A 25,560-nucleotide genomic window follows, 5' to 3' on the forward strand; every position below is an offset into this window, starting at 1 on the left:
CGAGGAGTGCAGCGGAGCGGAGCCCCGCAGTCGCGAACGACAAGGTGATCCGGTGACGAAGCCGGTCTGCGTGCTGGTCGGGGCGCCGGGCTCCGGCAAGACCACCGTCGGCGAGGAGCTGGCGGCGCTGCTCGGGGTCGAGTTCCGGGACACCGACGCCGACATCGAGCGGCTGGCCGGCAAGCCGATCCCGGAGATCTTCATCGACGAGGGGGAGGCGCACTTCCGTACCCTCGAACGGGCGGCGGTGGCGGCGGCGCTGGCCTCGCACGGTGGCGTGCTCGCCCTCGGCGGCGGCGCGGTCCTCGCCGAGGAGAACCGCGCCGCACTCGTCGGGCACACCGTGGTGCACCTGTCGGTGGAGCTGCCCGACGCGGTGAAGCGGGTCGGGCTCGGCGCGGGTCGGCCGTTGCTCGCGATCAACCCCCGGGCCACCCTCAAGTACCTGATGGAGCAGCGCCGCCCGCTCTACGCCGAGGTGGCGACCGCGACCGTGGTCACCGACGGGCGTACCCCGCCCGAGCTGGCCGCCGAGATCGTCGCCCTGCTCAAGCCCTGACCCGGCCGGCGGTCAGCCCCGGGCGATGGTGTCGAGCAGGTCGGCCAGGGCCTTCGGCTCGCTCAGCATCGGCCAGTGGCCGGTCGGCAGCCCGTGCAGCTCGGCGCCGACGAGACCAGCGAAGAACGGGTGGCCCTCGGCGATCATCGCGGCGGCCACCTCGACCGGGAAGGCGCACGCCACCAACGCGGTCGGGACCGACCGCCCGCCGGTACGCCGCACTGGCTCGGTCGCCGCGCCCAGCGGGTGCCCGGTGGACCGGCGCCGCAGCAGCGCCAGCGCGTCGTCGTCCAGACCGGCCAGGTTCTGCGGGTCCTCGGCCGGTTCCCAGGCCGGCGGCGGCAGCAGGTGCCCGTCGCCGATCAGCGCGCGCAGGCGCTCCTGCTCCTCCGGCGGGTTGGTGTCGAACTGCGACATCCCGTCGGGCAGCGGCCCGCTCTCCACGTAGACCACCCGGGCGATCCGGTCCGGCATCCGGTCGGCCGCCTGGGTCACCGGCATCCCGCCGCCGGAGTGCCCGACCAGCACCACGTCGCGCAGCTCCTCCGCCTCGATGAGCCCGGTGAGGTCGGCGGTGTGCGTCTCCAGGCCCACCTCCGGGCCGGCCAGGTGGGCCCGCTCGGCCACCCCGGTCAGCGTCACCGGGTACACGTCGTGGCCGCGCCCGCGCAGGTCGGCGGTCACCTCCCGCCACGCCCAGCCGCCCAGCCAGAACCCCGGCACCAGCACGAACGTCGCCATCTCGGATCTCCCTCGTCTCGATGTCCACGGACACCGTAGGCTCGAATCCGGACAGTTCCCGCCCGGTATTGCGAGGTGTCCCGTGTCACATCCCGCCGGTCGGGTGCTGGCGATGCTCGAACTGCTCCAGAGCCACCACCGGCTCACCGGCGTCGAGCTGGCCGAACGGCTGCGCGTCGACGAGCGCACCGTGCGCCGCTACGCCGCCACCCTGGCCGACCTCGGCATTCCGGTCACCGCCGAACGCGGCCGGTACGGCGGCTACCGGCTGCGCCCCGGCTACAAGCTGCCGCCGCTGATGCTCACCGACGACGAGGCGGTCGCGGTGCTGCTCGGCCTGGTCGCGGCGGAACGGCTGGGGCTGGGCACCGAGGAGCCGGCGACCGTCACCGCCCTGGCGAAGATCCGGCGGGTGCTGCCGGCGCCCCTCGCGGAGCGGCTCGCCGCCGTCCAGGACCACCTCGGCTTCACCCTGCGCCGCGCCGACCCGGCGCTCCGTCCGGCCGCCGGCACCCTGCTCACCCTCGGCGCCGCCACCCGGCAGCGGCGCCGGGTGACGCTGGACTACCGCTCCTGGCGGGGTGACTCGTCGCGGCGGCAGGTCGACCCGTACGGGCTGGTCTTCCACGCCGGCCGGTGGTACGTCACCGGCCACGACCACCTGCGGGAGGAGGTACGCACCTTCCGCCTGGACCGGATCGGCGCGGTCACCACCGGCCCGGAGACCTTCGCCGTGCCGGACGGCTTCGACCCGGTGTCGCACGTGACCCGCTCGCTGGCCGGCGTGCCGTACGCGCACTCCGTCGAGGTGCTGCTGGAGGCCGACCTGGCCACCGCCCGCCGCCGCGTCCCGCCCAGCGTCGCCGAGCTGACCGAGGTCGCCGGCGGGGTGCTGCTGCGGGCCCGCGCCGAGCACCTCGACGGGATGGCGCAGCTGCTCGCCGGGCTGGGCTGGCCGTTCACCGTGCTCGCTCCGGACGCGCTGCGCGACGCCGTCCGCGCCCACGCGACCCGGCTGGCCGGCTGGGCCGACCGGTCCGGCCCCGTCCCGCCGCCCGGCTGAGGCGACGACGGGAGCCGGCGAGGCGCACGCCGGCCTGGACCGGTGGTGGCGCCGGCGGGCGGTGTCCGGGCTCAGGCCGGCGACGGCACCGTCTCGGCCCGGGCGCGCCGGGCCACCGGCCGCCAGGTCACCAGCAGGGCCAGGGCGAGCAGGATCTCGGCCAGGTCGCCGCCGTAGTACATCAGCGTCGCCGCCGCCCGCAGCTGCGCCACCGGCGCGGCCGCGTCGACCAGGCCGGCGTACATGAGCTGGGCCAGGGTGGCGTGCGCGGCCACCGACACCCCCAGCACCACCAGCCGCAGCGGCACCCCCGGGCGGTGCGGACCCGGGTCGGGGCCGGCGATCGCCCAGGTGAAGAGGTATCCGCTGACCAGGAAGTGCAGCAGCACCAGGGTGTGCAGCCCCGGGTGGGCCAGGGTGGCCCGGTACAGCGAGGTCAGGTGCAGCAGGTAGAGCCCGCCGACGGTGAGCAGCAGGCCGGTGACCGGGTGGGCGGCGACCCGCAGCGCCGGGTGGCGCAGCACCCGCAGTGCCGCCCGTCCCAGGTCGCGGCGCACCGTGCGCAGCGCCAGGGTGCCGGGCGCACCGAGCACCAGCCCGAGCGGCGCCAGCATCCCGACCAGCAGGTGCCGCCACATGTGCCCGAGCAGGTCGTGGCCGGGGACCACCGCGGCCACCGCGAGCAGCGCGGCGCCCGCGCCGAAGCTCGCGGTACGCCAGTGGCTCCAGCCGCCGCGCCCCGGATCGCGCTGGCGCAGCGCCGCGGCCAGGTAGACCCAGAAACCGAGCAACGGTACGAGCAGCAGCGGGCCGACTCCGTGCTGCCCGGTCATCGCCGGTCGGCGCAGGTGTCCACCGTGCCGGCGCGGCGCTGCACCAGCCAGCCGACGGCGATCAGGGCCGCGCCGAACAGCAGGAAGCCGATGTCCCAGGCCGTCTGGTGAGGGCCGCCGTGCACGTGGTGGATGCCCAGCAGGTGGTGGTCGATCAGCCCCTCGACCAGGTTGAACAGGCCCCAGCCCACCAGCGCCCAGCCCCACAGGGCGCGGGAGCGCCAGAGCCGCCCGCGGGAGCGGGTCACCCGCGCGTAGAGCAGGGCCAGCCCAGTGAGCACCGCCACCCAGGTGACCACATGGAACAGGCCGTCGGCGAGAGTGTTCATCTGCAGGCCCGGGACGGTGTCCACCGGGTACGCCCGGATGCCGACGTTGTCGGTGTCGGTGCTGCTGAGCAGGTGGTGCCACTGGAGGACCTGGTGCAGGACGATGCCGTCGGCGAAGCCGCCGAGCCCGACGCCGAGGATGGTGGCGGGCAGCCGGATGTCCGCGCCGTCGATGGTCGTGGTGGTCATGGGGAACCTCCGCCGTCCCGGGGTCGGGTCCGCTTCGCCCTACCTCCGACCCTCCCGAGCCGAACGTACCCGGTGGTCGGCATTGTCGCTTGCCACCAGGTGGACGAGCGCCGTCGCGGCGGTGCCGACTGCACTAGGCTGCCCTGCGATGGACGAGGTGACCCGGATCCCGGTCGGCGGCGAGCGGCCGTACGACGTGCTGGTGGGACGAGACCTGCTCGATCCGCCGCCGCGGCTGCTGCCCGGCGCGGAGCGGGTCGCGCTGCTGTTCGCGCCGCCGCTCAAGGACCTGACCGACACGCTGGCCGAGCGACTGCGCGCGCTCGGCGTGGCCCCGCTGCTGATCGAGGTGCCCGACGCCGAGGCGGGCAAGCGGATCGAGGTGGCCGCCGACTGCTGGGAGCGGCTCGGCGCGGCGGGCTTCACCCGTACCGATGCGGTGATCGGCGTGGGCGGCGGCGCGGTGACCGACCTGGCCGGCTTCGTGGCCGCCTGCTGGCTGCGCGGGGTGCGCTGGGTGCCGGTGGCGACCTCCCTGCTCGGCATGGTGGACGCCGCGGTCGGTGGCAAGACCGGCGTGAACACCGCCGCCGGCAAGAACCTGGTCGGCGCGTTCCACCCGCCGGCCGGCGTGCTCTGCGACCTGTCGACGCTGGACAGTCTGCCCCCGGCCGACCTGGCCGCCGGGATGGCCGAGGTGGTCAAGTGCGGCTTCATCGCCGACCCGGTGATCCTCGACCTGGTCGAGCGGGACCCGGCCGCCGCCGTCGACCCGACCGGCCCGGTGGCCCGGGAGCTGATCGAACGGGCGATCCGGGTCAAGGCCGACGTGGTCTCCGGTGACCTGCGCGAGTCCGGGGTGCGCGAGGTGCTCAACTACGGCCACACCCTGGCCCACGCGATCGAGAAGGTGGAGGGCTACCGCTGGCGGCACGGGCACGCCGTCGCGGTCGGCACCGTCTACGCCGGCGCCCTGGCCCGGCTGGCCGGGCGGCTCGACGCGGCCACCGCCGAGCGGCACCGGACGGCCATGGCCGCGCTCGGCCTCCCCACCAGCTACCCGGCCGACGCCTGGCCCGAACTGCTGGCCGCGATGCGGGTGGACAAGAAGGCCCGGGGGAGCAGGCTGCGCTTCGTGGTGCTGGACGGTCTGGCCCGGCCGGCGATCCTGGAGGGGCCGGACGACGAGCTGCTGCACGCCGCCTACCGGGAGATCAGCGCGTGAGCGCGGGGAGCGAGCGATCCCCGCGGCCGCGAACGAGGGTGGCACCGTGAGGGTGTACGTGCTGAACGGGCCGAACCTGGGCCGGCTCGGCACCCGGCAGGTCGACGTGTACGGGTTGACCAGCTACGCCGACCTGGTGACGCTCTGTGTGGACACCGGTCGCGAGCTGGGGCTGGACGTCATCGTCCGGCAGACCGACGCCGAGCACGAGCTGCTGGGATGGCTGCACGAGGCGGCCGACGAGCAGGCGGCGGTGGTGCTCAACCCGGCCGCCTGGTCGCACTACTCGATCGCGGTCCGGGACGCCTGCGCGTTGCTGCGCGGGCCGCTGGTGGAGGTGCACATCTCCAACATCCACGCCCGCGAGGAGTTCCGGCACCACTCGGTGGTCTCCGCCGTGGCGACCGGGGTGATCTGCGGCCTGGGCGTCGACGGCTACCGCCTCGCCCTGCACCACCTGGCCACCCGCCTCGGCACCACCGGCTGAGCGGCCCCCGCCGCGCCGCGCGCGAGGCGCGCCGGTTGTGACGATCACCGTGAGTGGTCGGCGAGTCTGTCACGCTCGGTGACGTGCGGCTCTCGGGCCACTCGCCTCCCTGACGCCTTTGCTCTGCTGTCTTCCCGGCGACACCGGGTGTGAGCTGCGCGGACGGCTCGTCGCGCGATCGACCCTTCCTCCGGGCGTGGACACGCTCGGTGACTGTCGCCTCCGGGGCGGCAGAGCAAAGGAGGCGGCGGGGGGCCGGGGGTGGTGCTGGCTGTTACGCATCGTGACAAAGGCGGCGGCATCGGGCCACGTCGCGGGCGGGCCGGGCGGAGGCGGAGTCGCCGGTTGGACACAACTAGTAGACTTGCCAGGTCTGTCCGCCAATTGATGATCAAGGCAGGAAATGGCATCCACCAACGACCTCAAGAACGGCCTGGTACTCAACCTCGACGGGGAACTCTGGGCCGTCGTCGAGTTCCAGCACGTCAAGCCCGGTAAGGGTGGGGCGTTCGTCCGTACGACGCTGAAGAACGTGCTGTCCGGCAAGGTCGTCGACAAGACCTTCAACGCGGGCACCAAGGTCGAGACCGCGACCGTCGACAAGCGCACCATGCAGTACCTGTACGCCGACGGCGAGGACTACGTCTTCATGGATCTGGAGACGTTCGACCAGATCACCGTCCCCGGCGGCACCGTCGGCGAGGCGGCCAACTACCTCCTCCCCGAGGCCGAGGCGACCGTCGCCACCCACGAGAGTGTCCCGCTCTACATCGAGCTGCCGACCTCGGTCGTGCTGGAGGTCACCTACACCGAGCCGGGTCTGCAGGGCGACCGGTCGACCGGCGGCAACAAGCCGGCCACCGTCGAGACCGGCGCGACCGTGCAGGTGCCGCTCTTCATCACCACCGGCGAGAAGATCAAGGTCGACACCCGCGACGGCCGTTACCTCGGCCGAGCCTGATGGCTGAGGGTCCCAAGCAGCAGATGCCCTCGCGCCGCAAGGCGCGCAAGCGGGCGTTGGACGTGCTCTACGAGGCCGACCTGCGCGACCGGCCCCCGGTCGAGGTGCTCGCCGGCTACGTCGAGCGGATCGAGAAGCCGCGGCCGGAGCACCTGGGCTACGCGGTCGGCCTGGTCGAGGGGGTCGCCGCCCACCTCGCCCGGATCGACGAGGTGATCGCCAGCTACGCCGAGGGGTGGACGCTGGACCGGATGCCGGTGGTCGACCGCAACCTCGCTCGGATCGCCGTCTACGAGCTGCTCTACGTCGACGAGATCGACGACGCGGTGGCGATCAGCGAGGCGGTGGAACTCGCTCGGCAGATGTCGACCGACGACTCGCCGCGCTTCCTCAACGGCATCCTCGGCCGGATCGCCGAGTACGCCACCCGCTGACGCGGCGACCGGGCGTGCCGGTGCTCCGTCACCGACCGCCCTGAGACGCAGGAAGGGCCCGTGCCGGACGGCACGGGCCCTTCGCTGTGAGAACCGTCAGGACGCGAAGAACGCCCGGGGGTCGGCGACCAGCACACCGTGCTCGGTGAGCCGCTCGATCAGGCCCGACGGCGAGGCGTCGTACACGATGGCGAGGGCGCGCAGGTCGTCGGCGCGGATGGAGAGCACCCGGCCGTTGTAGTCGCCACGCTGCTGCTGGATGGCGCGGGCGTACCGGGCGACGTAGGCGAGGTCCTCGGAGGCCTCGTCGTAGAGCCGCTCCAGGTCCAGGACGATCTTGCTGGTGGGCTCGTGCCGCACCCCGCTGCCGTCGGGCAGCAGCTCCGAGACGGGAACGCGGTAGAAGTCGGCCAGCTCCGCCAGGCGGGACACGGTGACGGCCCGGTCGCCGCGCTCGTACGAGCCGACCACCACGGCCTTCCACCGCCCGTTCGACTTCTCCTCCACCCCCTGCAGGGACAGGCCCTGCTGCTGGCGGATGGAGCGCAGGCGGGCGCCCAGCGACTTGGCGTATTCAGAGGGCATTCGGACACTCCCAGTGCTGCTGTGGGGTTCTCCCAGCGATCGCTACGGAGCGTGACGGTACGGGGATTGCGACACGTGGTCAAGTGGTCGCGACCCCACCGTTGGGGAGCGCGGGGGGACTTATCCCCATTTCGCCGCCCTGATCCGGGGATCAGTGGGTGCCGACGGCCGGCCCGGTGACCGCTGGTAACGTGGCGTGAAGCCCCGGTCCGGGCCGTTCGCGACCCGACCGGAGATCCAGACGTCCTTTAACGACCCGTCCCGTGAGGCGGGGAAGGAGGTCCGCCGTGGCCTGCCCACCGGCTGCCCGATCGTCGCAGGAGCGACAACCCTCGGTGAAGGTGATCCTCGCCAGCGCCGACGTCCAGCGCGTCGTCGACCGGATCGCCCACCAGATCCTCGAGAAGACCCAGGGCGCCGCCGACACCGTTCTACTCGGTATCCCCACCCGGGGCGCCCCGCTCGCAAGGCGCCTCGCCGCCCGGATCAGCACCTTCGAGGACGTCGACGTCCCGGTCGGTGTGCTCGACATCACTCTCTACCGCGACGACCTGCGCCGGCACGCCACCCGCGCGGTCGGCCCGACCCAGCTCCCGCCGGGCGGCATCGACGGCAAGCGGGTCATCCTCGTCGACGACGTGCTCTTCTCCGGCCGTACCGTCCGGGCCGCGCTCGACGCGCTCAACGACGTGGGCCGGCCGGCCAGCGTGCAGCTCGCCGTCCTGGTCGACCGCGGCCACCGCGAGCTGCCGATCCGCGCCGACTACGTCGGCAAGAACATCCCGACCTCGCTCGCCGAGAGCGTCAAGGTCACCCTCGCCGAGACCGACGGCGCCGACGAGGTCAAGCTCTTCGGGGGTACCCCTTCATGATCCGGCACCTGCTCTCCGGCGCCGACCTGGACGCCGCCACCGCCACCCAGATCCTCGACACCGCCGCCGAGATGGCCACCGTCGCCGGCCGGGAGGTCAAGAAGCTCCCCGCGCTGCGCGGCCGGACCGTGGTGAACCTCTTCTACGAGGACTCCACCCGGACCCGGATCTCCTTCGAGGCGGCCGCCAAGCGGCTCAGCGCCGACGTGATCAACTTCTCGGCCAAGGGCTCCAGCGTCACCAAGGGGGAGAGCCTGAAGGACACCGCGCTCACCCTCCAGGCGATGGGGGCCGACGCGGTGGTCGTCCGGCACCCCGCCTCGGGCGCGCCGCACCGGCTGGCGAACTGGGTGGAGGGCTCGGTGGTCAACGCCGGCGACGGCACCCACGAGCACCCCACCCAGGCGCTGCTCGACGCGTACACGATGCGCTCCCGGCTGGGCCGGCTCGCCGGCCTGCACGTCGCGGTGGTCGGGGACGTGCTGCACTCCCGGGTGGCCCGGTCCAACGTGCTGCTGCTCTCCACCCTCGGCGCCAAGGTCACCCTGGTCGGCCCGCCGACGCTGATCCCGGTGCACATCGGCCAGGCGCTCGCGCCCGGCACCGACGTCTCCTACGACCTCGACGCGGTGCTGCCGCAGTCGGACGTGGTGATGATGCTGCGGGTGCAGCGGGAGCGGATGAGCGACTCCTACTTCCCCTCCGCCCGCGAGTACGCCCGCCGCTACGGCCTGGACGGCCCGCGCATGCGCCGGCTGCCCGAGCACGCGATCGTCATGCACCCCGGCCCGATGAACCGGGGCATGGAGATCACGCCCGAGGTCGCCGACTCGCCCCGCTCCACCATCGTCGAACAGGTCGCCAACGGGGTCTCCGTGCGGATGGCCGTCCTCTACCTGCTGCTCGGAGGAAACAACCTGTGACCTCGTACCTGATCCGCAACGTGAGCGTCGTCGGCGCCGCGCCGACCGACCTGCTGATCCGCGACGGCGTCGTCGCGCAGACCGGCGCCGGGCTGACCGCGCCGGAGGCCACCGTCGTCGACGGCACCGGGCTGGTCGCCCTGCCCGGCCTGGTCGACCTGCACACCCACCTGCGCGAGCCCGGCCGGGAGGACGCCGAGACCGTCGAGTCCGGCTCCCGCGCCGCGGCGCTCGGCGGCTACACCGCGGTCTGCGCGATGGCCAACACCTCGCCGGTCGCCGACACCGCCGGCGTGGTCGAGCAGGTCTGGCGGCTGGGCCGCGAGGCCGGGCTGGTCGACGTGCAGCCGATCGGCGCGGTCACCGTCGGGCTGGCCGGCGAGCGCCTGGCCGAGCTGGGCGCGATGGCCGACTCCGCCGCCCAGGTGCGGATCTTCTCCGACGACGGCCACTGCGTGGCCGACCCGAAGCTGATGCGCCGCGCCCTGGAGTACGTCAAGGCGTTCGACGGGATCATCGCCCAGCACGCCGAGGAGCCCCGGCTCACCGAGGGCGCGCAGATGCACGAGGGCGAGGTCTCCACCCGGCTCGGGCTGACCGGCTGGCCGGCGGTCGCCGAGGAGGCGATCATCGCCCGGGACGTGCTGCTGGCCGAGCACGTCGGCAGCCGGCTGCACGTCTGCCACGTCTCCACCGCCGGCAGCGTCGAGGTGCTGCGGCAGGCCAAGGCGCGCGGGGTCAAGGTGACCGCCGAGGTGACCCCGCACCACCTGCTGCTCACCGACGCCAAGGCCGAGACGTACGACCCGGTCTACAAGGTCAACCCGCCGCTGCGTACCGAGAGCGACGTCGCCGCGCTGCGCGCCGCGCTGGCCGAGGGCGTCATCGACATCGTCGCCACCGACCACGCGCCGCACGCGGTGGAGGACAAGGAGTGCGAGTGGGCGTACGCCCGGCCGGGGATGCTCGGCCTGGAGACCGCGCTCTCCATCGCCCTGGACGTGTTCGGGCCACAGTGGGACCTGATCGCCGAGCGGATGTCGCGCACCCCGGCCCGGATCGCCGGGCTCGACGGGCACGGCCTCGACCCGGCGCCCGGCGTGCCGGCCAACCTCACCCTGGTCGACCCGGCCGCCCGCCGGGTGATCGAGCCCGCGGAGCTGGCCAGCCGCAGTCGTAACACCCCGTACGCCCGCATGACGCTGCCGGGTCGCATCGTGGCGACCTTCCTGCGCGGCGAGCCGACGGTCCTGGACGGAAAGGCAGTCAAGTGACCCGTAGACGACCCGCGATCCTCGTACTCGAGGACGGGCGCACGTTCCACGGCGAGGCGTACGGCAGCGTCGGGGAGACCTTCGGCGAGGCGGTCTTCAACACCGGCATGACCGGCTACCAGGAGACCCTGACCGACCCCTCGTACCACCGCCAGGTGGTGGTGCAGACCGCCCCGCACATCGGCAACACCGGCGTCAACGGCGAGGACGACGAGTCCGGCCGGATCTGGGTCGCCGGGTACGTGGTGCGCGACCCGGCCCGGATCGGCTCCAACTGGCGGGCCACCGGCGGGCTGGAGGACCGGCTCGCCGCCGAGGGCGTGGTCGGCATCGCCGGCGTGGACACCCGGGCGCTGACCCGGCACCTGCGCGAGCGCGGCGCGATGCGGGTCGGCATCTCCAGCGTCGACGACGACCCGCGCGCCCTGCTGGCCCGGGTCCGCCAGTCGCCGCAGATGGTCGGCGCGGACCTCTCCGCCGAGGTGACCACCGACAAGCCGTACGTGGTCGAGGCCGTCGGCCCGCACCGGTTCACCGTGGCCGCGCTCGACCTGGGCATCAAGCGCAACGTGCCGCGCCGGCTCGCCGCGCGCGGCGTCACCACCCACGTGCTGCCGGCCGGCTCGACCATCGACGACCTGCTGGCCACCGGCGCGGACGCGGTCTTCCTCTCGCCCGGCCCGGGCGACCCGGCGACCGCCGACGGGCCGGTCGCGCTGGCCCGGGAGGTGCTGCGCCGCGAGGTGCCGCTGTTCGGCATCTGCTTCGGCAGCCAGATCCTCGGCCGGGCGCTCGGCTTCGGCACCTACAAGCTCGGCTACGGCCACCGCGGCATCAACCAGCCGGTGCTCGACCGGGCCACCGGCAAGGTCGAGGTGACCAGCCACAACCACGGCTTCGCCGTGCAGGTGCCGGGCGCCGGGCAGGGCGCGGTGGTCCCCGACCAGGTGATCGACACCGAGTTCGGGGGCGTCCAGGTGTCGCACGTCTGCCTCAATGACAACGTGGTCGAGGGGCTGCGGGCCACGGACGTGCCCGCCTTCACCGTCCAGTACCACCCGGAGGCGGCGGCCGGCCCGCACGACGCGGACTACCTCTTCGACCGCTTCGCCGAGCTGATCGAGGGCCGGACTCAGAGCAAGGGGCGCGCGAATGCCTAAGCGGACCGATCTCAAGCACATCCTCGTGATCGGCTCCGGGCCGATCGTCATCGGGCAGGCCTGCGAGTTCGACTACTCCGGCACCCAGGCGTGCCGGGTGCTGCGCAGCGAGGGGATCCGGGTCAGCCTGGTCAACTCCAACCCGGCGACCATCATGACCGACCCGGAGTTCGCCGACGCCACGTACGTCGAGCCGATCACCCCGGAGTTCGTCGAACTGGTGATCGCCAAGGAGCGCCCGGACGCCCTGCTGCCCACCCTGGGCGGGCAGACCGCGCTGAACACCGCGGTCGCCCTGCACGAGGCCGGGGTGCTGGACAAGTACGGCGTGGAGCTGATCGGCGCCAACATCGACGCGATCAACCGCGGCGAGGACCGGCAGCTGTTCAAGGACATCGTCGCCAAGGCCGGCGCCCGGATCGGCGTCGAGGACCCGGCCGGCCTGGTGCCGCGCTCCCGGGTCTGCCACTCGATGGCCGAGGTCGAGGCGACCGTCGCCGAGCTGGGCCTGCCGGTGGTGATCCGGCCCTCGTTCACCATGGGCGGCCTGGGCTCCGGCATGGCGCACAACGACGAGGACCTGCACCGCATCGCCGGTGCCGGCCTGGCCGCCAGCCCGGTGCACGAGGTGCTCATCGAGGAGAGCGTGCTCGGCTGGAAGGAGTACGAGCTCGAACTGATGCGCGACCGGCACGACAACGTGGTGGTGGTCTGCTCGATCGAGAACCTCGACCCGATGGGCGTGCACACCGGCGACAGCGTCACCGTCGCCCCGGCCATGACGCTGACCGACCGGGAGTACCAGCGCCTGCGCGACCTGGGCATCGCGGTGCTGCGCGAGGTCGGGGTGGACACCGGCGGCTGCAACATCCAGTTCGCGGTCAACCCGGCCGACGGCCGGATCGTCGTGATCGAGATGAACCCCCGGGTGTCGCGCTCCTCGGCGCTGGCCTCCAAGGCGACCGGCTTCCCGATCGCGAAGATCGCCGCGAAGCTGGCCATCGGCTACACCCTGGACGAGATCCCCAACGACATCACCCTGAAGACCCCGGCGGCGTTCGAGCCGACGCTGGACTACGTGGTCGTGAAGATCCCCCGGTTCGCGTTCGAGAAGTTCCCCGGCGCCGACCCGGAGCTGACCACCACCATGAAGTCGGTCGGCGAGGCGATGAGCCTCGGGCGCAACTTCACCGAGGCGCTCAACAAGGCGATGCGCTCCATGGAAACCAAGGGCGCCGGGTTCTGGACCCAGCCCGACCCGGCGGGGGCGACGAAGGAGAACACCCTCGCCGCGCTGCGGATGCCGCACGACGGCCGGCTCTACACGGTGGAGCGGGCGCTGCGGCTGGGCGCCTCCATCGCCGAGGTCGCCGCGGCCTCCGGCGGGATCGACCCCTGGTTCCTGGACCAGATCGCCGGCCTGGTCGAGCTGCGCGCGGAGATCGTGGACGCCCCGGTGCTCGACGCCGAGCTGCTGCGCCGGGCGAAGCGGGCCGGCCTGTCCGACCGGCAGCTCGCCGCGCTGCGCCCGGAGCTGGCCGCCGAGGACGGCGTGCGCACCCTGCGGCACCGGCTCGACGTGCGGCCGGTCTACAAGACGGTGGACACCTGCGCCGCCGAGTTCGAGGCGACCACCCCGTACCACTACTCCACGTACGACTCGGAGACCGAGGTCGCGCCCTCCGACCGGCCCAAGGTGCTCATCCTGGGCTCCGGGCCGAACCGGATCGGTCAGGGCATCGAGTTCGACTACTCCTGCGTGCACGCGGTCCAGGCGCTGCGAAGCGCGCCGATCGGCGGAGCCGCTGCGACCGGTTCCGGCGCCGCAGGCGCCGGCTACGAGACCGTCATGGTCAACTGCAACCCGGAGACGGTCTCCACCGACTACGACACCGCCGACCGGCTCTACTTCGAGCCGCTGACCTTCGAGGACGTGCTGGAGGTCTGGCACGCCGAGGACTCGTCGGGCAAGGCGGCCGGCGGGCCGGGCGTGGTCGGGGTGATCGTGCAGCTCGGCGGGCAGACCCCGCTGGGGCTGGCGCAGCGGCTCAAGAACGCCGGCGTACCGGTGGTCGGCACCTCGCCGGAGTCGATCCACCTGGCCGAGGAGCGCGGCGCGTTCGGCGCGGTGCTGGCCCGGGCGGGGCTGCGCGCCCCGGCGCACGGCATGGCCACCTCTTACGACGAGGCGAAGGCGATCGCCGACGAGATCGGGTACCCGGTGCTGGTCCGGCCCTCGTACGTGCTCGGCGGGCGGGGCATGGAGATCGTCTACGACGACGCCACCCTGCGCGACTACATCGGCCGGGCCACCGACATCTCCCCGGACCACCCGGTGCTGGTGGACCGCTTCCTCGACGACGCCATCGAGATCGACGTGGACGCCCTCTGCGACGCCGACGGCGAGGTCTACCTCGGCGGGGTGATGGAGCACATCGAGGAGGCCGGCATCCACTCCGGCGACTCGTCCTGCGCGCTGCCGCCGATCACGCTGGCCAGCTCGCACCTGGCCCAGGTGCGCCGCTACACCGAGGCGATCGCGCGGGGGGTGGGCGTCAAGGGTCTGCTCAACGTCCAGTACGCCCTCAAGGACGACATGCTTTACGTGCTGGAGGCCAACCCCCGGGCGTCGCGGACGGTGCCGTTCGTCTCCAAGGCCACGGCGGTGCCGCTGGCCAAGGCGGCGGCCCGGATCGCGCTCGGCGCCACCATCGCCGAGCTGCGCGCCGAGGGGCTGCTCCCGCCGACCGGGGACGGCGGCGAGATGCCGGCGGACGCCCCGATCGCGGTCAAGGAGGCGGTGCTGCCGTTCAAGCGGTTCCGCACCCCGTCCGGCAAGGGCATCGACTCGCTGCTCGGCCCGGAGATGAAGTCCACCGGCGAGGTGATGGGCATCGACACCAACTTCGGTCACGCCTTCGCCAAGAGTCAGTCGGCCGCGTACGGGTCGCTGCCGACCGGTGGCCGGATCTTCGTCTCGGTCGCCAACCGGGACAAGCGCGGCATGATCTTCCCGATCAAGCGCCTGGCCGACCTGGGCTTCGAGATCGTCGCCACCACCGGCACCGCCGAGGTGCTGCGCCGGCACGGCATCGCCTGCGAGCAGATCCGCAAGCACTACGAGTCCGGCGAGGGCGAGGACGCGGTCTCGATGATCCTCGGCGGCGACGTGGCGCTGGTGGTCAACACCCCGCAGGGCTCCGGCGCGAGCGCCCGCTCGGACGGCTACGAGATCCGCAGCGCGGCGGTGACCGCCGACATCCCCTGCATCACCACCGTCCCCGGCGCGGCCGCGGCGGTGATGGGCATCGAGGCCCGCATCCGCGGCGACATGCAGGTCCGCCCCCTGCAGGAGCTCCACGCCGCCCTGCGGGCGGGCGAGTGACCCCCTCGGTTCCCGCGTCGATCATGAAGTTGTCGCCCCGACCCGCCGCGGTAGGTGGCGACAACTTCATGATCACCGAGCCGGGGGGAGACGGGGCGTGATCTTCGAGAAGGTGGTGCGGCCCCAGCTGTTCCGGGTGGGGGGCGGGGACGCCGAGGCGGCGCACGAGTGGACGTTGCGGCGGTTGGCGGCGCTGTCGCGGCGGCCGGCGGCGCTCGCGGCGTTGCGGACGCGGTACCTGGTGCGGGCACCGCGCACGGTGTTCGGGGTGGAGTTCCCGAACCCGGTCGGCCTGGCGGCCGGCATGGACAAGAACGGCGTGGCGCTGCCGGCCTGGCCGGCGCTGGGCTTCGGCTTCGTCGAGGTCGGCACGGTCACCGCGCACGCCCAGCCGGGCAACCCCCGGCCCCGGCTGTTCCGGCTGCGCGACAGCGAGGCCGTGGTCAACCGGATGGGCTTCAACAACGCCGGCGCCGAGGCCCTGGCGGCCCGGCTGGCCGCGCTGCCCCGCCCGATCGGGGCGCCGCTGGGCATCTCGCTCGGCAAGTCGAAGGTGACCCCGCTGGACGACGCGGTCGAGGACTACCTCGCCTCGTACCGGGCGCTGCGGGAGCACGGCGACTACTTCGCGGTCAACGTCTCCTCGCCGAACACCCCGGGCCTGCGCTCCCTGCAGGACAAGTCCCACCTGGACGCGCTGCTGGCGGCGCTGGTAAGGGAGAAGCCGGTGCTGGTGAAGATCGCCCCGGACCTGACCGAGCCGGCGATCGCCGAGCTGCTGGAGGTCTGCCTGGCCCGCGGCGCGGCCGGCGTGATCGCCACCAACACCACGCTGGCCCGTGACGGGCTCGCCCCGGCCGATGAGGAGCGTGGCGCGGAGACCGGCGGGCTCTCCGGCCGCCCGCTGGCCGCCCGGGCCCGCGAGGTGGTCGCCTTCGTGCACCGGGAGACCGGGGGCCGGCTGCCGGTCATCGGCGTGGGCGGCATCCTCGACCCGGACGACGCCGCCCGGATGTTCGACGCCGGGGCCAGCCTGATCCAGCTCTACACCGGTTTCATCTACCGGGGCCCCGCCCTGGTCCGGGCCGCGGCCCGCGCGTCGGCGGGCGCCACCGCGCCGGTGCCGGCCGGGTGAGCCGTCCCGGCCGGGCAACCCCCGAGGGTACGAAGGAGAGCACGTGACGCCCGAGGAGATCCTGGCCGTTGACCGGGCCCATGTCTGGCACCCGTACGCGGCGCTGCCCCCGGCCCACCCGCCGTACGTGGTGGCCGGCGCCGAGGGCGTCCGGCTGCGGCTGGCCGACGGCCGGGAACTGGTCGACGGGATGTCGTCCTGGTGGGCGGCGATCCACGGCTACCGGCACCCGGTGCTCGACGCGGCGGTCACCGACCAGCTCGGCCGGATGAGCCACGTGATGTTCGGCGGGCTCACCCACGAGCCCGCCGTGCGGCTGGCGCGGACGCTGGTCGAGCTGGCCCCGGAGGGGCTGGAGCACGTGTTCCTGGCCGACTCCGGCTCGGTCAGCGTCGAGGTGGCGATCAAGATGTGCCTGCAGTACCAGCGGGCCGTCGGCCGCCCGGAACGCCGTCGGCTGGGCACCTGGCGGGGCGGCTACCACGGCGACACGTTCCACCCGATGAGCGTCTGCGACCCCGAGGGCGGCATGCACCACCTCTGGGGCGACGTGCTGCCCCGGCAGGTCTTCGCCCCGGTGCCGCCCGGCGGCTTCGACGACCCGCCCCACCCGGCGTACGTGGCGGCGTTGACCGACGCGGTGCAGCGGCACGCCGACGAGCTGGCCGCCGTCATCGTGGAGCCGGTGGTGCAGGGCGCGGGCGGGATGCGCTTCCACCACCCGGAGTACCTGCGGGTGCTGCGCGAGGTGACCCGGGCGCACGGGGTGCTGCTGATCTTCGACGAGATCGCCACCGGCTTCGGCCGGACCGGGACGATGTTCGCCGCCGAGCACGCCGGGGTGAGCCCGGACGTGCTCTGCGTCGGCAAGGCGCTCACCGGCGGGTACCTCACCCTGGCCGCCGCGCTCTGCACCCCGCAGGTCGCCCGGGGCATCTCCGCCGACGGGGTGCTGGCGCACGGCCCCACCTTCATGGGCAACCCGCTGGCCTGCGCGGTCGCCAACGCCTCCCTGCAGCTGCTGCAGGCCGGCGACTGGGCCGCCGAGGTCGCCCGGGTCGGCGCGGGGCTGCGGGCCGGCCTGGAGCCGCTGCGCGGCGCGCCGGGGGTGGCCGACGTGCGGGTGCTGGGCGCGATCGGCGTGGTGCAGCTGGACCACGAGGTGGACATCGCGGCGGCGACCGCCGCCGCCGTGGCCCAGGGCGTCTGGCTGCGTCCGTTCCGCGACCTGGTCTACACCATGCCGCCGTACGTGACCGACGACGCGGACCTGGCTCGGATCGCGGCCGGCGTCGCGGCGGCGGTGAAGGCCGGCTGAGCCGGCGGGCAGAACGGGGCCGGCACCGGCCGGTCACCGAGCGCGAGCGTGAGGAGAGGAACGCCGATGGAGAGTTTCGGGACCCGGCTGCACCGCGCCGTCGCCGAGCGGGGGCCGCTCTGCGTGGGCATCGACCCGCATCCCGGGCTGCTGGCCCGCTGGGGGCTGCCGGACGACGTCGACGGGTTGGACCGGTTCGCCCGGACCGTCGTGGCAGCCATCGGTGACCGGGTCGCGGTGGTCAAGCCCCAGTCGGCCTTTTTCGAGCGGTTCGGTGCCCGAGGTGTCGGAATTCTTGAGTCAACTATCCGACAGTTACGAGAATGTGGCGCGCTCGTTCTCCTGGACGTCAAGCGCGGCGACATCGGCTCGACGGTCGCCGCGTACGCCTCGGCCTACCTCGACCCATCCAGCCCGCTGCATGTCGACGCGGTGACCGCGAGCCCGTACCTGGGGGTCGGCTCGCTCGCCCCGATGTTCGAACTGGCGGCCACGCACGGCGGCGGGGTCTTCGTGCTGGCGCTCACGTCCAACCCCGAGGGCGCCGCCGTGCAGCGGGCCCGCACGGCGGACGGACGCACCGTCGCGCAGACCGTCATCGACGAGATTTCCCAGCTCAACGAGGGTGCCGAGCCGCTGGGCAGCTTCGGGCTGGTGGTCGGCGCGACGATCGGCGACACCGGTCACGACCTGTCGAAGGTCAACGGGCCGCTGCTCGCACCGGGGCTCGGCGCCCAGGGCGCGACGGCCGCCGACCTGCGGACGGTCTTCGGCTCCAGCCTGTCGTCGGTGCTGCCGTCGTACTCGCGCGAGGTGCTGGGCGCCGGCCCGGACGAGGCCGCCCTGGCGGCCGCCGTGGACCGCGTGCTGGCCGACTGCCGGGGCGTTCTGGCTGACTGACGGCTCCGTCACTTTCGCTGATCTTCGCGCGCCCACGTTGCCGAAACCGCCCGCGACCGCTAGTTTTCCCCGCGCTGGGAACCACGGACCCCTTTGGTTGCCAGCGACACCACGTTTCACGACAGCGGCGGTGCGCCCCGCCCGTCGCGATAGGGACCTGAGGAGAACTGGTGCCGCTCCCGTCACTGACCCCCGAGCAGCGCGCTGCCGCGCTGGAGAAGGCCGCGGAGATCCGCAAGGCCCGTGCTGAGCTGAAGGAGCAGCTCAAGCAGGGCAAGACCACCCTCGCCGCCGTCCTCGACAGGGCCGAGTCCGACGATGTCGTCGGCAAGCTGAAGGTTTCGGCCGTCCTGCAGGCGATGCCGGGCATCGGCAAGATCCGGGCCACCCAGATCATGGAGAAGCTCAAGATCGCCGACAGCCGTCGTCTGCGCGGGCTGGGCGAGCAGCAGCGCAAGGCTCTGCTTGGAGAGTTCGCCGCAAACTGAACACCGCAACGTGTAGAAACAAGCGGTGAGCACGGATGACGAGGCGCGCCCGGCGGCTCGGCTCACTGTCCTGACGGGGCCCTCGGGCGCCGCGCGGGAGAGTGTCGTCGAGCTGGTCCGGGCGCGTTCTCCGTCCGTGTGGATGCCGGTGCCGGTGACCACCCGGCCCCGGCGCCCCGACGAGGTCGACGGCGTCGACCGGCGCTTCGTGGACCCGGTCGGCTTCGACCGGATGATCGCCGCCGGCGAGCTGCTGGAGTGGTCCCGGATGGGTGGGCACCGGCGCGGCACGCCCCGGGAGCCGCTGCGGTCCCGGCTGGCCGACCGTCGGCCGGTGCTGCTCCCGCTGGACCTGCCCGGCGCGCTCGCCGTCCGGGAGGCCCTGCCGGACGTCCGGCTGGTCCTGCTGGCCCCGCCGGGCTACCGTCCGGACCCGACGGTCGTCGCGGCCGTCGGACACACCGTGGTCCACGACCTCACCGAGCGGGTCGTGGCCGAACTGGTAGGCTTGCTCGGTTCTTCCTATCTGGCTCCCGCCCAGCCGCGACTGCGCGGTTGAGCGACCAGCCGCGCTCGCGCGGACACTTCAGACGCAGAGGGTATTTCGTGGGATCCATCGCCAACCCCGAGGGCATCACCAACCCGCCGATCGACGAGCTCCTCGAGAAGACCACCTCGAAGTACGCGCTGGTGATCTTCGCCGCCAAGCGTGCCCGCCAGGTCAACGCCTACTACAGCCAGCTCGGTGAGGGCCTGCTGGAGTACGTCGGCCCGCTCGTGGAGACCACCCCGCAGGAGAAGCCGCTCTCGATCGCGATGCGCGAGATCAACGCGGGCCTGCTCACCGCCGAGCCGACCGACCAGCCGTAACCCCCGCTCCGCCGATGCCCGCCGAGATCATCCTCGGGGTCGGCGGCGGCATCGCCGCCTACAAGGCGTGTGAGCTGCTGCGGCTCTTCACCGAGTCGGGCCACCGGGTCCGGGTCGTGCCGACCGCGTCGGCGCTCCGCTTCGTCGGGGCGCCGACCTGGGCGGCGCTCTCCGGCCAGCCGATCGCCGACGACGTCTGGTCCGACGTGCACGAGGTCCCGCACGTCCGGCTCGGCCAGCGGGCCGACCTGGTGGTCGTCGCGCCGGCCACGGCCGACCTGCTGGCCAAGGCGGCCCACGGCCTCGCCGACGACCTGCTCACCAACACCCTGCTCACCGCACGCTGCCCGGTGGTGCTCGCCCCGGCCATGCACACCGAGATGTGGGAGCACCCGGCCACCGTCGCCAACGTCGCCACGCTGCGCTCGCGCGGCGTGCGGGTGATCGAACCGGCGGTCGGCCGGCTCACCGGCGCGGACACCGGCAAGGGCCGGCTGCCCGATCCGGCGGCGATCTTCGCCGTCGCCCGGCGGGCGCTGGCCAGGGGCGTCGACGCCCCCGCCGACCTGGCCGGCCGGCACGTCGTGGTGACCGCCGGCGGCACCCGGGAGCCGCTGGACCCGGTCCGTTTCCTCGGCAACCGCTCGTCCGGCAAGCAGGGGTACGCCTTCGCCCGCGCGGCCGTCGCCCGGGGCGCCCGGGTCACGCTGATCGCGGCGAACGTCGCCCTGCCCGACCCGGCCGGGGTGGACCTGGTCCGGGTGGGCACCACCGAGGAGCTGCGCACGGCCACCCTGGACGCCGCCACCGACGCCGACGCGGTGGTGATGGCCGCCGCGCCGGCCGACTTCCGGCCGGCGACCTACGCGCCCGGCAAGATCAAGAAGTCGGAGGACGGCAGCGCGCCGACCATCGCGCTGGTCACCAACCCCGACATCGCGGCCGAGCTGGGCCGGCGGCGCCGCCCGGAGCAGGTGCTGGTGGTCTTCGCCGCCGAGACCGGCGACGCGGAGGCCAACGGCCGGGCGAAGCTCGCCCGCAAGCGGGCCGACCTCATCGTGATCAACGAGGTGGGCGTGGACAAGGTCTTCGGGGCCGAGACCAACGCGGCGACCGTGGTCGGCGCGGACGGCAGTGTGGTCACCCTTCCCGAGCAGTCCAAGGAGGACCTGGCGGACCGGGTCTGGGACCTCGTGGTGAACCGGCTGGCCGCCCTGTCCTGAACCCTGGTCACTTCACCGTTGGCTGCGTCACTCTGGTACCAGGTGACTAAACTGCCGCGGAGCGACCTTTCCAGAGAGACTCAAGTGCTTAGGAGTGCCGTGACACGTCTTTTCACGTCCGAATCGGTCACGGAGGGCCACCCGGACAAGATCGCCGACCAGATCAGCGACGGCATCCTGGACGCCCTGCTGGCCAAGGACCCGCACAGCCGTGTTGCGGTGGAGACGCTGATCACCACCGGGCAGGTGCACGTCGCGGGTGAGGTGACGACCAAGGCGTACGCCGACATCCCGACCATCGTCCGGGAGACCATCCTCGGGATCGGGTACGACTCGTCGAAGAAGGGCTTCGACGGCGCGTCCTGCGGGGTCAGCGTCTCGATCGGCGGGCAGTCCGCCGACATCGCCCAGGGTGTGGACAACGCCTTCGAGCTGCGTACGGGTGCGTCGGAGAGCGCGCTGGACGCGCAGGGCGCCGGCGACCAGGGCATGATGTTCGGCTTCGCCTGCTCGGAGACCCCCGAGCTGATGCCGCTGCCGATCGCCCTGGCGCACCGGCTGGCCCGCCGTCTGGCCGCCGTGCGCAAGGACGGCACCGTTCCCTACCTGCGGCCGGACGGCAAGACCCAGGTCACCATCGAGTACGACGGTCTGCGCCCGGTCCGGCTCAACACCGTGGTCGTGTCCAGCCAGCACGCCGCCGACATCTCGCTGGACTCGCTGCTCACCCCGGACGTGCGCGAGCACGTCATCGCCCCGGAGCTGGAGAGCCTCGGCCTGGACACCGAGGGCTACCGGCTGCTGGTCAACCCGACGGGCCGGTTCGAGATCGGTGGCCCGATGGGCGATGCCGGCCTCACCGGCCGCAAGATCATCGTCGACACCTACGGCGGCTACGCCCGCCACGGCGGCGGCGCGTTCTCCGGCAAGGACCCGTCGAAGGTGGACCGTTCGGCCGCGTACGCGATGCGCTGGGTGGCCAAGAACGTGGTGGCCGCCGGCCTGGCCGAGCGCTGCGAGGCGCAGGTCGCCTACGCGATCGGCAAGGCCCACCCGGTGAGCCTGTTCATCGAGACCTTCGGCACCGAGACCGTGCCGGTCGCCTCGATCGAGAAGGCGGTCACCGAGGTCTTCGACCTCCGCCCGGCCGCCATCATCCGGGACCTCAACCTGCTCCGCCCGATCTACCGGCAGACCGCCGCGTACGGCCACTTCGGCCGCGAGCTGCCGGACCTGACCTGGGAGAGCACCGACCGGGCCGCCGACCTCAAGTCGGTAGCGGGAGCCTGACCGGCACCAGGCGCAGCGACCGGCGACCCGCTGAGGGGTCGCCGGTCGCTCGTGTCTGCGTCGACGTGCCGCTGCCGCACCTCGACCGCCCCTTCGACTACCTGGTCCCGGCCGAGCTGGACGGCGACGCCGTGCCGGGGGTGCGGGTGAAGGTGCGGTTCGCCGGTCAGCTGGTCGACGGCTGGCTGCTGGAGCGCGCCGACGACTCCGGGCACACCGGCCGGCTGGCGTACGTGGAGAAGGTGGTCTCCCCGGAACCGGTGCTGGCGCCGGAGATCGCCCGGCTGGCCCGGGCCGTCGCCGACCGGTACGCCGGCAGCCTCGCCGACGTGCTCCGGCTCGCCGTCCCGCCCCGCCACGCCCGGGTCGAGAAGGACCTCCGCGCGCAGGCGGCGACCCGCGACTCCGACGCCCCCGCCGACGGTGCCGCCACGACGCCCGACGAGGCCGGCGCCGCCGCGCCCACCGTCGCCCCGGCGGCGCACGTGGTCGCCGTCGCCCCGCCGTCGCCCGCCGCCCCACCGGACGCAGCCGAGCCGCCCGGCACCCCCGCCCGGCCCACCGTCGATCCGCGCGGTTGGCGCGACTACCCGGCCGGCCCCGCCTTCCTGGGTGCGCTCGCCGACGGCCGGGCCCCCCGCGCCGTCTGGTCGGCGCTGGCCGGGGAGGACTGGGCCGCCCGGTACGCCGACGCCGTCGCCGCCACCGTCGCCGGCGGCCGGGGGGCGGTCGTCGTGGTCGCCGACGCCCGGGACCTGGACCGGCTCGACGCCGCGCTGACCGCCGTCCTGGGCCCGGACCGGCACGTCTGCCTCTCCGCCGCGCTCGGGCCGGCCCGCCGCTACCGGGCCTTCCTCACCGCCCGGCGCGGCGTGGCGCCCGTCGTGATCGGCACCCGGGCCGCGATGTTCGCCCCGGTCGACCGGCTGGGCCTGGTCGCCATCTGGGACGACGGCGACGACCTGCACGCCGAGCCCCGCTCCCCGTACCCGCACGCCCGGGACGTGCTGCTCACCCGGGCCCACCTCGCCGGGGCCGCCGCGCTGGTCGGCGGGTACACCCGGACCGCCGAGGCGCAACTGCTGGTGGAGACCGGCTGGGCCCGCGAGGTGGTCGCCGACCGGGCGACCCTGCGGGCGCGTACCCCGGCCATCGCACCGACCGGCGACGACCCGCAGCTGGCCCGCGACCCCGGCGCGGCCACCGCCCGGCTGCCCAGCCTGGCCTGGACCACCGCCCGGGACACCCTGCGCGCGGACGCCCCGGTGCTGGTGCAGGTGCCCCGCCGGGGCTACCTGCCCTCGATCTCCTGCGCGGACTGCCGCACCCCGGCCCGCTGCCCGCACTGCGCCGGCCCGCTGGCGCTGCCCTCCGCCGAGGGTGCCCCCGCCTGCCGCTGGTGCGGCCGGGTCGCCGCCGCGTACGCCTGCCCGGAGTGCGGCGGGCGGCGGCTGCGGGCCGCGGTCACCGGCGCCCGGCGCACCGCCGAGGAGCTGGGCCGCGCCTTCCCCGGCGTGCCGGTCCGCACCTCGGGCCGGGAGGAGGTGCTGACCAGCGTGCCCGGCGGGGCCGGCCTGGTGATCGCCACCCCGGGCGCGGAGCCGCCGGCCGAGGGGGGCTACGGCGCGGTGCTGCTGCTCGACTCCTGGGCCCTGCTCACCCGGGCCGACCTGCGCGCCGGCGAGGAGACGCTGCGCCGGTGGCTGAGCGCCGCCGCGCTGGCCCGGCCGGCCTCGGCGGGCGGGCGGGTGGTGGTGGTCGCCGACGGCGCGCTGGCGCCGGTGCAGGCGCTGCTGCGCTGGGACCCGGCCTGGTTCGCCGCCCGGGAGCTGGCCGAGCGGCGGGAGCTGGGCTTTCCCCCGGCGACGAAGATGGCCAGCGTCACCGGCCCGGCGGCGGCGGTGGCCGACCTGCTCGCCGAGGCCCGGCTGCCCGACGGCGCGGAGGTGCTCGGCCCGGTCCCGGCCGACGAGGACCGGGAGCGGATGCTGGTGCGGGTGCCACGGGCCCGGGCCGCCGCCCTCGCCGAGGCGCTGCACACCGCCGCCGGGGTGCGCAGCGCCCGCAAGGCCGCCGACCCGGTACGCCTGCAGGTCGACCCGCTCAGCCTCTTCTGACCTGCCGTGATCCGCGACACCGGCGCGGGTCGGCACCCGGTCCGGAGCGGGTACGGTCGCACAGCGCGTCCGGTAATCCCGTGGCGGGGAGGTGGTAGCATCGCCCGTCATGCCCGGGCGCTCGGGTGGCGCGACGATGGCGGAACGCGTCGTACCGACGCCATATCGATGATGTCAATCAGCCGGTGATCAGGGGTGGACCAGTCGTGACCGTTCGTCAATCGATCGTCTTCAACGGGGACCTCGGCAGCGGCAAGAGCACCGTCTCCGTCGAGATCGCCAAGCGGTTGGGGCTGCGCCGGGTCAGCGTCGGCGACCTCTACCGCCAGATGGCGCAGGAGCGGCAGATGACCGCCCTCCAGCTCAACCTGCACGCCGAGCTGGACCAGGCCGTCGACGGCTACGTCGACCAGCTCCAGCGCGACATCGCCGCCTCCGGCGAGTCGCTGGTGATGGACTCCCGGCTGGCCTGGCACTTCTTCACCGACGCGCTCAAGGTGCACATGATCACCGAGCCGGGCGAGGCGGCCCGCCGGGTGCTGCTGCGCCCCTCCGGCCCGGCCGAGAGCTACACCTCGCTCGACGAGGCCAAGGCCAAGCTGCGCGAGCGCAGCGAGAGCGAGCGGAACCGGTTCATCCTCCGCTACGGCGTCGACAAGGCCCGGCTGCGCAACTACGACCTGGTCTGCGACACCACCCGGGCCTCCGCGTCCGAGGTGATCGAGCACATCGTCGACGCGTACGAGGGTCGGCTCGGCGCGGACGTGCTGCGCGAGGCCCCGCCGCTGCTGCTGCTCGACCCGGCCCGGGTCTACCCGACCGAGGACATCAGCACCCTGCGCGGGCTCTGGGACTCGGAGTTCGTCGGGGAGGTGGCCGCCTCCGGCGACGAGGCCCTGGAGCCGCTGCGGATCGGCTACACCGGCGAGTACTTCTTCGTGGTCGACGGGCACCGCCGGCTCAGCGCCGCCCTGCAGAACGGCTTCAACCTGGTCCCGGCCCAGCTGGTCGCCGAGGTCGACGAGCCGGTGGTCGGCGGGATGAGTGCGGTGGACTTCTTCGCCGCCCAGGTCCGGCCCAGCATCGTCTACGACTGGGAGGCCGCTCACGGCATCCAGCTGCCGCTGCCCGAGCACGCCCTGCTCGGCGGCGCCGCGGTGCTGGCGGGGGAGCCCGGCACCGGCGCCTGAGCCCCGGCT

25 protein-coding genes are annotated in these 25,560 nt (G+C 73.7%); 21 read left to right on the forward strand and 4 right to left on the reverse strand.

The genetic code is table 11. The features are described 5' to 3' along the window. The first annotated feature begins 52 nt into the window (after positions 1–52). Complete coding sequence (locus V6U88_RS21060; RefSeq protein WP_334455424.1) at positions 53–559, forward strand: shikimate kinase; 507 nt, start codon at positions 53–55, stop codon at positions 557–559. Positions 560–571: 12 nt separating this feature from the next. Here the strand turns inward: V6U88_RS21060 and V6U88_RS21065 are convergent, their stop codons facing one another. After that, positions 572–1,300, reverse strand: coding sequence for an alpha/beta fold hydrolase (locus tag V6U88_RS21065; protein ID WP_334455425.1), 729 nt, complete (start codon positions 1,298–1,300; stop codon positions 572–574). Between the two features lie 82 nt (positions 1,301–1,382). Here V6U88_RS21065 and V6U88_RS21070 point away from each other — a divergent pair, with 82 nt between their 5' ends. Then, on the forward strand, positions 1,383–2,363 hold the full coding sequence (locus V6U88_RS21070; RefSeq protein WP_334455426.1) for a helix-turn-helix transcriptional regulator: 981 nt from the start codon (positions 1,383–1,385) through the stop codon (positions 2,361–2,363). Positions 2,364–2,434: 71 nt separating this feature from the next. On the opposite strand, the gene V6U88_RS21075 is transcribed toward V6U88_RS21070, so the two are convergent. Further along, the gene (locus V6U88_RS21075) at positions 2,435–3,196 is read right to left on the reverse strand and encodes a cytochrome c oxidase assembly protein (protein ID WP_334455427.1); all 762 of its coding nucleotides are present in this window, start codon (positions 3,194–3,196) and stop codon (positions 2,435–2,437) included. Further along, entirely contained in the window at positions 3,193–3,714 is a 522-nt protein-coding gene (locus V6U88_RS21080; protein WP_334455429.1) for a DUF2243 domain-containing protein, read from the reverse strand. The genes V6U88_RS21075 and V6U88_RS21080 overlap by 4 nt, the downstream gene beginning before the upstream one ends. Before the next feature lie 148 nt (positions 3,715–3,862). Between V6U88_RS21080 and aroB the strand changes: the two genes are divergently transcribed. The 4 genes from aroB (at position 3,863) to nusB (ending at position 6,821) form a co-directional block, all read left to right on the forward strand. Further along, positions 3,863–4,939 carry a 3-dehydroquinate synthase gene (gene aroB / locus V6U88_RS21085; protein ID WP_334455430.1) on the forward strand — a complete coding sequence of 359 codons (1,077 nt, stop codon included), beginning with the start codon at positions 3,863–3,865 and terminating at the stop codon, positions 4,937–4,939. Positions 4,940–4,985: 46 nt separating this feature from the next. Beyond that, a complete protein-coding gene (gene aroQ / locus V6U88_RS21090; RefSeq protein ID WP_334455432.1) occupies positions 4,986–5,426 on the forward strand; it encodes a type II 3-dehydroquinate dehydratase in 441 nt (146 codons plus the stop codon). 403 nt (positions 5,427–5,829) lie between these two features. Beyond that, positions 5,830–6,387 (forward strand): elongation factor P, encoded by a 558-nt coding sequence (efp, locus tag V6U88_RS21095; protein WP_018785069.1) that lies wholly within the window; start codon positions 5,830–5,832, stop codon positions 6,385–6,387. A 23-nt stretch (positions 6,388–6,410) separates the two neighbouring features. Continuing rightward, positions 6,411–6,821 (forward strand): transcription antitermination factor NusB, encoded by a 411-nt coding sequence (gene nusB, locus V6U88_RS21100; protein ID WP_334455584.1) that lies wholly within the window; start codon positions 6,411–6,413, stop codon positions 6,819–6,821. Between the two features lie 96 nt (positions 6,822–6,917). Here the strand turns inward: nusB and bldD are convergent, their stop codons facing one another. Continuing rightward, a complete protein-coding gene (bldD, locus tag V6U88_RS21105; RefSeq protein ID WP_013285505.1) occupies positions 6,918–7,406 on the reverse strand; it encodes a transcriptional regulator BldD in 489 nt (162 codons plus the stop codon). Positions 7,407–7,693: 287 nt separating this feature from the next. Between bldD and pyrR the strand changes: the two genes are divergently transcribed. From pyrR to V6U88_RS21180, 15 genes are all read left to right on the forward strand, one after another. Then, complete coding sequence (gene pyrR / locus V6U88_RS21110; RefSeq protein WP_334455449.1) at positions 7,694–8,278, forward strand: bifunctional pyr operon transcriptional regulator/uracil phosphoribosyltransferase PyrR; 585 nt, start codon at positions 7,694–7,696, stop codon at positions 8,276–8,278. Next, complete coding sequence (locus V6U88_RS21115) at positions 8,275–9,201, forward strand: aspartate carbamoyltransferase catalytic subunit (protein ID WP_334455451.1); 927 nt, start codon at positions 8,275–8,277, stop codon at positions 9,199–9,201. The genes pyrR and V6U88_RS21115 overlap by 4 nt, the downstream gene beginning before the upstream one ends. Continuing rightward, positions 9,198–10,475 carry a dihydroorotase gene (locus V6U88_RS21120; RefSeq protein ID WP_334455454.1) on the forward strand — a complete coding sequence of 426 codons (1,278 nt, stop codon included), beginning with the start codon at positions 9,198–9,200 and terminating at the stop codon, positions 10,473–10,475. The genes V6U88_RS21115 and V6U88_RS21120 overlap by 4 nt, the downstream gene beginning before the upstream one ends. Then, complete coding sequence (gene carA / locus V6U88_RS21125; RefSeq protein ID WP_334455456.1) at positions 10,472–11,635, forward strand: glutamine-hydrolyzing carbamoyl-phosphate synthase small subunit; 1,164 nt, start codon at positions 10,472–10,474, stop codon at positions 11,633–11,635. Before V6U88_RS21120 ends, carA begins: the two co-directional genes overlap by 4 nt. Beyond that, entirely contained in the window at positions 11,628–15,020 is a 3,393-nt protein-coding gene (carB, locus tag V6U88_RS21130) for a carbamoyl-phosphate synthase large subunit (protein WP_334455459.1), read from the forward strand. Before carA ends, carB begins: the two co-directional genes overlap by 8 nt. A 97-nt stretch (positions 15,021–15,117) precedes the next feature. Beyond that, the gene (locus V6U88_RS21135) at positions 15,118–16,155 is read left to right on the forward strand and encodes a quinone-dependent dihydroorotate dehydrogenase (RefSeq protein ID WP_334455461.1); all 1,038 of its coding nucleotides are present in this window, start codon (positions 15,118–15,120) and stop codon (positions 16,153–16,155) included. 43 nt (positions 16,156–16,198) lie between these two features. Then, on the forward strand, positions 16,199–17,473 hold the full coding sequence (locus V6U88_RS21140; RefSeq protein ID WP_334455463.1) for an adenosylmethionine--8-amino-7-oxononanoate transaminase: 1,275 nt from the start codon (positions 16,199–16,201) through the stop codon (positions 17,471–17,473). A gap of 66 nt (positions 17,474–17,539) precedes the next feature. Further along, a complete protein-coding gene (gene pyrF, locus V6U88_RS21145; RefSeq protein ID WP_334455465.1) occupies positions 17,540–18,373 on the forward strand; it encodes an orotidine-5'-phosphate decarboxylase in 834 nt (277 codons plus the stop codon). 170 nt (positions 18,374–18,543) lie between these two features. Continuing rightward, positions 18,544–18,861: an integration host factor, actinobacterial type gene (gene mihF / locus V6U88_RS21150; RefSeq protein ID WP_088970961.1), complete on the forward strand. Its 318-nt coding sequence runs from the start codon at positions 18,544–18,546 to the stop codon at positions 18,859–18,861. 25 nt (positions 18,862–18,886) lie between these two features. Then, the gene (locus V6U88_RS21155) at positions 18,887–19,420 is read left to right on the forward strand and encodes a guanylate kinase (RefSeq protein ID WP_334455470.1); all 534 of its coding nucleotides are present in this window, start codon (positions 18,887–18,889) and stop codon (positions 19,418–19,420) included. A gap of 47 nt (positions 19,421–19,467) precedes the next feature. Continuing rightward, the gene (gene rpoZ / locus V6U88_RS21160; RefSeq protein WP_007075826.1) at positions 19,468–19,731 is read left to right on the forward strand and encodes a DNA-directed RNA polymerase subunit omega; all 264 of its coding nucleotides are present in this window, start codon (positions 19,468–19,470) and stop codon (positions 19,729–19,731) included. 14 nt (positions 19,732–19,745) lie between these two features. After that, positions 19,746–20,954, forward strand: a complete 1,209-nt coding sequence (gene coaBC / locus V6U88_RS21165) for a bifunctional phosphopantothenoylcysteine decarboxylase/phosphopantothenate--cysteine ligase CoaBC (protein WP_334455472.1) — start codon at positions 19,746–19,748, stop codon at positions 20,952–20,954. Between the two features lie 99 nt (positions 20,955–21,053). Then, entirely contained in the window at positions 21,054–22,244 is a 1,191-nt protein-coding gene (gene metK, locus V6U88_RS21170; protein WP_334455474.1) for a methionine adenosyltransferase, read from the forward strand. 65 nt (positions 22,245–22,309) lie between these two features. Beyond that, positions 22,310–24,361, forward strand: coding sequence for a primosomal protein N' (locus V6U88_RS21175; RefSeq protein ID WP_334455476.1), 2,052 nt, complete (start codon positions 22,310–22,312; stop codon positions 24,359–24,361). A gap of 206 nt (positions 24,362–24,567) precedes the next feature. Continuing rightward, a complete protein-coding gene (locus V6U88_RS21180) occupies positions 24,568–25,551 on the forward strand; it encodes an AAA family ATPase (RefSeq protein WP_334455477.1) in 984 nt (327 codons plus the stop codon). Positions 25,552–25,560 lie beyond the last annotated feature (9 nt).

The sequence above is a fragment of the Micromonospora sp. CPCC 205739 genome, assembly GCF_036906795.1.
GTDB lineage: Bacteria > Actinomycetota > Actinomycetes > Mycobacteriales > Micromonosporaceae > Micromonospora.